General features: G+C 41.6%; 8 protein-coding genes. All 8 read right to left on the minus strand.

Annotation, left to right across the window (positions count from 1 at the left end):
* The coding region (locus Q0K03_RS06205; RefSeq protein ID WP_297238853.1) for a DEAD/DEAH box helicase family protein at positions 1 to 1,682 on the minus strand (1,682 nt) is incomplete at its 3' end.
* 104 nt (positions 1,683 to 1,786) lie between these two features.
* Positions 1,787 to 1,939, minus strand: coding sequence for a hypothetical protein (locus Q0K03_RS06210; RefSeq protein ID WP_297238854.1), 153 nt, complete (start codon positions 1,937 to 1,939; stop codon positions 1,787 to 1,789).
* An 85-nt stretch (positions 1,940 to 2,024) separates the two neighbouring features.
* Positions 2,025 to 3,095, minus strand: coding sequence for a hypothetical protein (locus tag Q0K03_RS06215; protein ID WP_297238855.1), 1,071 nt, complete (start codon positions 3,093 to 3,095; stop codon positions 2,025 to 2,027).
* Positions 3,089 to 3,940 carry an ARMT1-like domain-containing protein gene (locus Q0K03_RS06220; RefSeq protein WP_297238856.1) on the minus strand — a complete coding sequence of 284 codons (852 nt, stop codon included), beginning with the start codon at positions 3,938 to 3,940 and terminating at the stop codon, positions 3,089 to 3,091. Before Q0K03_RS06220 ends, Q0K03_RS06215 begins: the two co-directional genes overlap by 7 nt.
* 46 nt (positions 3,941 to 3,986) lie before the next feature.
* A complete protein-coding gene (locus Q0K03_RS06225; RefSeq protein ID WP_297238857.1) occupies positions 3,987 to 4,322 on the minus strand; it encodes a hypothetical protein in 336 nt (111 codons plus the stop codon).
* A gap of 26 nt (positions 4,323 to 4,348) precedes the next feature.
* Complete coding sequence (locus Q0K03_RS06230; protein WP_297238858.1) at positions 4,349 to 4,849, minus strand: hypothetical protein; 501 nt, start codon at positions 4,847 to 4,849, stop codon at positions 4,349 to 4,351.
* Positions 4,850 to 4,915: 66 nt separating this feature from the next.
* A complete protein-coding gene (locus Q0K03_RS06235; protein ID WP_297238859.1) occupies positions 4,916 to 6,700 on the minus strand; it encodes an ABC transporter ATP-binding protein in 1,785 nt (594 codons plus the stop codon).
* On the minus strand, positions 6,693 to 8,423 hold the full coding sequence (locus tag Q0K03_RS06240) for an ABC transporter ATP-binding protein (protein ID WP_297238860.1): 1,731 nt from the start codon (positions 8,421 to 8,423) through the stop codon (positions 6,693 to 6,695). Before Q0K03_RS06240 ends, Q0K03_RS06235 begins: the two co-directional genes overlap by 8 nt.
* Positions 8,424 to 8,833 lie beyond the last annotated feature (410 nt).

Raw genomic sequence — 8,833 nt, forward strand, 5'->3', positions numbered from 1 at the left:
GTATCTTTGTTGTAGGAACGATCCCCGGATAGAGCCAGCGGAATTAAGAAGTTGTTTTTATAGTTTCCAATAAAATCAATGATGACCACAAATTCTTTATCCGATGTTTTTCTAAGCCCACGGCCTAACTGTTGGACAAAAATAATCGCACTTTGCGTCGGTCGAAGCATAATGATTTGGTTGATTTCTGGAATGTCGACACCTTCATTAAAAATATCAATGGTAAAGATATACTCTAAATAATCTTCTCTTGAGTCACTGGTCAAGCGTTCAATACATTCTTCCCGATAACTTTGTGAATCTTCTCCCGATAAAGAAACAGAAGGAACGCCTCGTTCATTAAACTTTCTAGAAAGTTCTTTAGCCTCTTGTTTATTGCTGCAGAAAATTAAGCCTTTTGGACGATTGCCTGAATATCCATAAAAATTCGCTTGTTTTAAGATATAATCCACACGGACATCACTGACTAATTTTGAGAAATTTCTAAGTCCGGTTTCATCATCAAAGACTTCACCATCGATTTCTAAATCTTGGATCCCAAAATAATGAAACGGGCACAATAAGTTTTCTTCTAAAGCCTGTTGAAGACGGATCTCATATAATATATTGTGATCAAACAAAGAATAAATATCAAAATCATCCGTTCTTTCTGGACTGGCACTCATGCCAAACCAGAATCGGGGACGGAAATATTTCATGATTTTTTGATAGCTCTGTGCCCCTGCTCGATGCACTTCATCAATCACGATCACATCAAAGGCATCTCTTGAAAAATGCGCTAAGGATTCTTCTTTTGCCATCGTCTGCATCGTAGAAAACAAACAATCCACATCGTATTCTTTAGAATTTCCCGACAATAAGCCAAAGGTTTTGTGGCCTTGGAAGACTTTTTGATAACTCTTCATAGCCTGTTTGGCAATTTGTTCTCTATGAACTAAAAATAAGACTTTTTTTGGTTTTATATTCTTTAGGGCAAACGCCGAGGCATACGTCTTTCCTGTGCCGGTAGCCGACACCAAAAGACCGCGATCTTGGCCTTCTTGAATAGATTTCTGAAGGCTTTTGATCACTTCTTGCTGCATAGAATTCGGTTTTAATTCTTGTGTTGATTCTTCTTGAGAAAGAGTTTGTAATTCTGTTTTTAGAGGTTTGGCTTCTGTAAACCGCTCTTTATAGGCCGATTGAATCGAAGCATATTCTTTTGTGTTTTGAGAATCCCAAAGCTGTTTAAACTCCTGAAATAAATGATGCGTATATTTTTCATCTTCTTTAACTTCAAAGCTTGTGTTCCACTCAATATTTTTTGTCAATGCACTTAAAGTTAAGTTAGAACTTCCCATTACCACACGATAATGTTCTGGATTTTTAAATATATAGCCCTTGGTATGAAAGCCTTCTTCCCCTTCTTGGCAACAATACATTCTTAAATCGATATTCGAGAACTGCTCTAATTTTTCTAACGCCTTGGGATCACTAAACAACAAATAATCCGTCGTTAAGATTTGTCCAGGAATCCCTTTTTCTTCTAAGTTTTTCAACGTTTCTAATAAAGGCGTTAACCCTCCCACGGTAATAAAGGCTACACTCATAGAAAAAGAAGTACATTTTGACAATTCATTTTCTAATGTCGTCAGTACTTTTCTTCCTTGTGAAACATTATTGGATACAAATATCTTTTCCATAACTATCTTTCTTTAAAACTACGATCTTATTATATCATTATTCCTTAGGGATTGAATGGATAAAAAAATCCCTAAGTTACCTTAGGGACGAAAGAAGGAGGAAACTATTTATTCTTCTTTTTGTCTTCGTGTATGCGTTGGATACCGCGAATCATCCCCGCTTGAAAAGGAGTTAAACCTGCCTTTTTCCCTTTTTCAATAGCGATTGCGGCAATCATGCCCTCACGGGCGATTCTTTTATTCTGATTTCGATTCATGAAGTTCACCTCTAGCTTCATTATAAAAGGCGATTCTTCCCTACACAAGAGAGCTTTCTTTTACTGTCTTGTTTTTGGTACTCCATCAATCCATCATGAAATAGAAATACGTTTCCCCATAGAGTTCATAATTTTCTTCTTCACTAGTGATATAGCCGACATAGAAATCCTTTTCCGCTTCTCCAGAAATATCCTCATAGTAAGAATGATCCATAAATGCATCGATCATCTCCTGAGGAAAGTAAGGTTTTGCCTTCAGACTTTCACTGGTCATTTCGACATCGGTTTCCATCAACAGATCATAAAGCTGTTCCAGTTCCTGCTCCATGCGCGTCAGGTTGTTTTCTTTGGTATCCTGAACATTCACTCCTAACCGATAGTCCACACTTTGAATCTGACCTTCATTGTTCACACGGATTTCAATTTGTGAACTCTTATACGAGATCTTCCCTTCTTCATAGAGATCAGCGCTTATGGTATAGCCGTTACGGTCAAATTGAGCCAACGGATCTTGAACATAGAGATCGGCACAAGTGGTTTCAAAGACATCTTCAATATGATCAACGACTTCAGCCGTTCTTTGAGCATCCCCTCGATTGGTTTGGATACTGTCGATATACCGGAAGCCAAATAAACCCAATAAGAGTACTACTGGAATCAATACAAAAACAAAAGTATACGTGATACGATTTGGAATCTTTTCCCGGAAAAGAACACACATCTGCATGGCCGCATTGCGTATGGCCTTCATCCGTTTGTAAAGACGGACTTCGGCAATCATGCCAGCTGGAGAACTGAAGTTTAAAGGCGTCAAGGCAAGGCCAATATTGGCCGCTTTCTCTAAAAGAGAAATGCCATCAGGCCCTTCCAGCTTCACCTTGGCCATTTCTGCCATTTCGATCCATTCTTTTTTTCGGACAGCTCTTTGAATATAGATTCCTAATACAAAAAGGATAGCCAGGATGATAAAAACCAAAATGAACAGGGCATACAATCCAACCACAAAGAATTCCTGGCTTTCTAAAACCAAATCATCGATCATGAACAAGAAAAGCCATAAAAAAGGAATCGTAAAACTAAGAACCATGCCCGTGATCACGATGGTTGGATAGATAACGGCTCTTTGTAACAGCTTTTTTTGTTTGTCTGTCAACATGGTTTATTCTCCTCGACAAACATGCCGGATAAAACCGGTACATCAAATCGTTCGATAAATAAATCGCACTTGCACAAAAAAGAATAAAAGATATGCCGTCCCTGATACGATAACGATTCAAAGTTACCCTGTCCTTTGGAAAGGATCACATCGCTATGATCCATCAGATCCTGGATCCGTTTAGGAAGCATGTCATAGATCGTTCCAGCCACCTTGTTTGCACTATCTTCAATGACAGCGATTTTATCCAGTCCGACATATTCGGCATCTTCCCTAGTGGCATCGTTCAGGATCTCGCCTCCGCGGACAAGCACAGTGATCTTTAATTGAGGAAAGCATTTCTTTAATTCTTCCAAAAACAGTTTATCCAGTACGATCTCTCCACAGTTGTCTGTGATCAGTAAAAATGTTTTTGCTTTTTTGCACTGTTCCAGAAAAGATGTCATGACCTCTTTATCTTTTTTGCTCATTTTGACCTCTTGAAACAGTGCCAGAAATTTCTGATCATCGATTTCATTCATGGCCCCAAAATCAATATAATTGCCTAACCTCGCAAAAAGAAAAGCCGTTTGAATCGGATCGTTAGAAGCCTGAATTTCTTTTCTTAAGACCGTTTCCATGGAAAGCACAAGATCGTTGTACTTCTTCTTGATTTCTTTATAAGAAATGCCCTTTCCATAAATTTTTTCATACGCCTGATTGAACCGATAGACCAGATACGGAGCCGTATCTTTTTCCTTTCGGTTGTTGATGATGTTTCTTACTTCTTCAAGATAGACTTCATCCTGACTTAAATGCGCCTGTTTATCATAAAGACACTTTGCACAGCTTTTGGATACTCGCATGTTCTTCCTCCTATACAAAAAATCTCCAGTTGTCTGGAGATCTCATTTACGAAAGTTCTTCAGGGGGAATGAAACCTTCCGGCATTTCATACCCGATCAAGATCTTTTCAAATTCTTCTTTCAACGCTGCGTTTTGAGCCTCCAGTTCAAAATCAAAATCAATAGGGAAATCTCCCTTATTCAAGCCATCCTCGGCGATTTCTTTATAGAATCTTTTAGGATCGTTATAATACAACTCCATATAATAACGGGCATCTTCCCAAAGACCAAATCCTTTGCCGGAAAGAATACGGGCATCCCCAAGCGAAAACTGTTTATCGTGTTTACGTATTTCTTTGACACGGATGGTAAACTCGTAGCCTTCTCCATAATCATATTCCATCTTTAGTTTTGAATTCTTCCGTAAATTCAATTCAGGCAGAAAATGCTCGCTGGCCCATTCGATAGGTTCAAAAGGCGGATAATCGCCTGGATCGGCTTCACTAATATAGCGAATTTTTTATATTGAATATCAAAAAGATGATACGCCATCGTGTTAAAAGTATATAGAATAATATAAGCTAAAGAACTGATTGGCGCAAAGTAAGGCATCTCAAATTCCCGGTACACTTCTTTTTCAAACCCATCGAGTTCCACTTTAAACACAACCGATTTATGCAAGTTTGGCATTTCCTTTTGCACCTGTGAGAAATCCCGCTCTACGTTTTTTTCGATTTCATCTTCTTCCGGATTGGTTTCCAAGATTGCGGAGATATGATGAGAAACCATATCACGAAGGAAACTGTTGAAGTTTTCTTCCTTCATACTGGACCTTACAGACTTTAATGCTTTTTTGATTACCGGATTTTTTGTCTCCATGATTTCCTGGACACATTCATCCAACATTTTATCAATTGATTTTTTAAACATCTTAAAAGGTTCCTTTATGCTTAAATTATACTATAACTCGACAAAAAAAGAAGAACCGAAGTTCTTCTATTCCTGATGAGCAAACTGAGAATGATACAGCTTTTCATAGAATCCTTTTTGGGCTAATAACGATTCATGCGTTCCCTGTTCAATAATGTTTCCATGCTGAAGCACAAGGATCAAATCGGCATTCTTGATCGTAGATAAACGATGTGCGATCACAAAGCTGGTACGGTTGGCCATGACCCTCTGCATTGCTTCCTGAAGCATCTTTTCCAGACGCGTATCCACCGAACTGGTCGCCTCATCCAGAATCAGGATATGCGGATCTTTCAAGATCGCACGGGCGATGGTCAACAATTGTTTTTCTCCCTGGGAGATGTTGTTGGCTTCTTCGTTGAGCTGGGTATCATACCCCTGGCTCAAAGTACGGATAAAATGATGCACATTGGCCATCTTGGCCGCTTCGATCACTTCATCTTTTCGCGCCTTTCTTCGTCCATAACGGATATTGTCATAGACCGAACCGTTAAACAGCCAGGTATCCTGTAAAACCAGAGAGAACAAAGAGCGAAGGTCTTCTCGCTTCATATCCCGGATATCAACGCCATCGATCTTGATGGCTCCGCCTTTGACATCATAAAAGCGCAACAGTAAGTTCATCAAGGTTGTCTTCCCGGCCCCGGTCGGTCCTACGATGGCCACCATCTGTCCTGGTTTAACATCAATATTGACATCGTGCATCAACAATTCGTCATCATAGCCAAACTGCACGTGTTCGAAACTTACATTGCCTTTGACATCGGTTAATACGGCCGGTTCCGGGTTTTCCGGCACTTCCTCTTCCTCTTCCAGCATGCCAAAGATTCGGCCCATGCCCGCAAAGGCAGACTGCACCTGACCGGACAACTGTGAAATGGAAGACAAAGGCTCATTGATCTGCCAGATATAACGGATAAACGCCTGCAGGTTTCCCACCGTGATCACTCCCTGGATCACAAAAAGACAGCCCACGACGGCCACCCCGCCAATCGCAAGATACGTACATAAGGAAATCAAAGGCGAGATCAGGCTGGATACAAACTGCGCCTTGAAGCTGGCCTTGCACATGCGTTCGTTGACATCTTTAAATCGCTCAACCGCATCTTCCTGTTTGCCACAGAGAATGATCTCATTGAATCCGCCGTACATCTCGGTAATGGTTCCGTTCAGTTCTCCCAAGGTGGCCTGCTGTTTCTCAAACAGGCGCTGAGAATGAGAGACAATGATCTTGGTAATGATCAAAGACAGCGGAATGATCAACAAGGCAATGGCACTCATCCACAAGTTGATTCGAAGCATCATCGTGATTACGAAGATAAATGTCAAAATCCCGCCAAAAACTCTTGTCAAAGCCTGTTGAAGGGCATTGGACAAGGCATCGACATCGTTGGTGACCTTACTTAACAGATCCCCGAAAGGATGGTCATCAAAATAGCGGACCGGCAGCCGCTGGATCTTCTTTTGAAGAGCGTTTCTTAAATCGTGCATCGCTCCCTGAATGGCATCGGTCAAAAAGAAAGAAGTGATCAACTGGGAAACCGTCTTTAAAATATACAGTCCCAACAACACCAGCATGATCTTGAAGATCACATCAAAGTGAACATGGGCTCCCGGGATCTTATTGATGATATCCATGGCATCATCGGTCAGCTGCGAGGTGATCATACCTTCCACGGTCGGGTTAAGGGCAAAGGCTCCCTGGGTGATCACGATCATCAAAAGGGCAATAACGGCCTTTGTGCGATACGGGCGCATAAAGGACAACAGACCCTTGATACAGTCTTTCGTGCTCGCTTTACGGTTAGGCATACAAAAGCTCCTTTTCGCTCAACTGAGACAAAGCGATCTCCCGATAGATCGCACAGCTTTCCAGTAATTCTTTGTGTGTACCGTAACCGGCCACTTTCCCTTCGTTCAAGACCAGGATATGGTCGGCATCCATAATGGTCGAGACACGCTGGGCCACGATCATCATGATTGCATCTTTGACTTCCGGTTTAAGCGCTTTTCTTAACCGCGCATCGGTCGCAAAGTCCAAAGCCGAAAACGAATCATCATAAATATAGATCTGCGGATGACGCACCAGGGCACGGGCAATGGACAGACGCTGTTTCTGTCCTCCGGAAACATTGGTGGCCCCTTCCACGATCTTTTCTTCAAACTGTTCCGGTTTTTCCTGAATAAAATCATACGCCTGAGCCACTTTTGAAGCGTGTTCCACTTCTTCCTGGGTGGCTTCTTTTTTTCCAAAGCGGATATTGTCCAGGATCGACCCTCGAAACAGGAACGCTTTTTGCGAAACATATCCAATCTTGGAACGCAGTTCCTGTAAAGAAAAATGCCGGATATCTTCCCCGTTGATCTTGATCGAGCCGCTGGAGACATCATAGAAACGCGGAACCAGACCAATCAATGTACTTTTTCCAGAACCCGTTGACCCGATGAAGGCAATGGTTTCTCCTTTTTTCACTTCAAAGGAAATATGTTCCAAGACCGATTCTTCCCCATCCGGATAGACAAAAGTCACATCGTCAAAGAATAACGATTCAATATCGGATAACGGTTTGGGTTCTGCGGGATCCAGGATCGTGGAATTCGAATCAAAGATCGCATGGATTCGCTTAGCCGATACGGCCGCTCTTGGATACATCATGAACACCGTACAGAATAACATGACCGACAACATGGCATGGAACAAATATTCCATGAACGCAATGAGCATGCCCACCTGCAAGGTATCGGCATCGATCATGCCGGATGCCACATAATAAATGGCCAAAGCTGCCAGGTTCATCACAAAGAAGAACACCGGTTCGGTACTGGACATCAGCTTGAACAAGGAACGGGACTGGTTCATAAAGAACCGGTTTTCCTTATCAAAGCGCTCACTTTCATAAGCATCGTTATTAAAGGAACGGATGACACGGATCCCTGTCAGATTCTCACGGAAGATACGGTTCAAACGGTCCAGGGAAGCCTGCTGACGCTCACTGATCGGAGAAGAAAACTTTCCCACCAGAACGACACCTAAAACGATGACCGGTACAGTAGCGGCAATGATCAAGGACAAGTCAAAATTTGACTGAATGGTCAGCGTAAAACTGACAACGATCATAACCGGCGTCAAAAGTGCTGTACGCAAGATCACATTCAAAAACGTCATGATCTGAAAGGCATCGTTGTTGGTGCGGGTAATCAGACTGGAGACTCCAAATTCATTCATCTGGGCGTGCGAGAAACTCTGAATCTTTCGAAAGACATCGTTGCGGATGTCACGTGTCACAGATGTAGAGATTCTAGCGCAACAATACCCTAACAGAATCGTACCCAACACACCGATCACAGAGATCAGGGCAATGATCAGCCCCGTGTGGATCAGGTACGCGCTGTCCTGGCGAAGAACCCCCTCATCGATCATTTGCGAGATCAATGTAGGAATGCCCAGTTCCGCCAGGGCAAAACCGAAAACGGACAAGATGTTGAAGAATACAAGCACCTTGTACCTTTTCATGTAGTGTAAAATCAGTCGCATATAAATCTCCTTTGTTCACACAGTATTCCTATCCTAACATAGCTTGGAAAAGACATCAATATTTCAAAAAAACATCTCCCGGCAAATACCGGGAGAGAAATATTTTATTGATTTTGTTCAATGATTTCCTGCAGGAAGTATCATTTTTTCAAGTTTCACTACAAAAACATCAAATAGTAAACTCTCCCCCACTTATAGAAGTGAATGTCTTCAATGACACTTTCTATCTTTCTATATAACAAAAAAAACACCTTTATCTGACTTTTCAAAAGGTAAGATTCAAAAAAATGAGCAGCTTAAACTGCTCATTACTACTTCACAAAGTCTTTGATCGTTTGGGCAATACTGGATGCATCCAAATGATAATGTTTCATCAGATCATTAGGTTTTCCGCTCTGTCCAAATTCATC

Origin of the sequence: uncultured Faecalicoccus sp. (genome assembly GCF_944327125.1) — a bacterium.
Classification (GTDB): domain Bacteria; phylum Bacillota_I; class Bacilli_A; order Erysipelotrichales; family Erysipelotrichaceae; genus Faecalicoccus.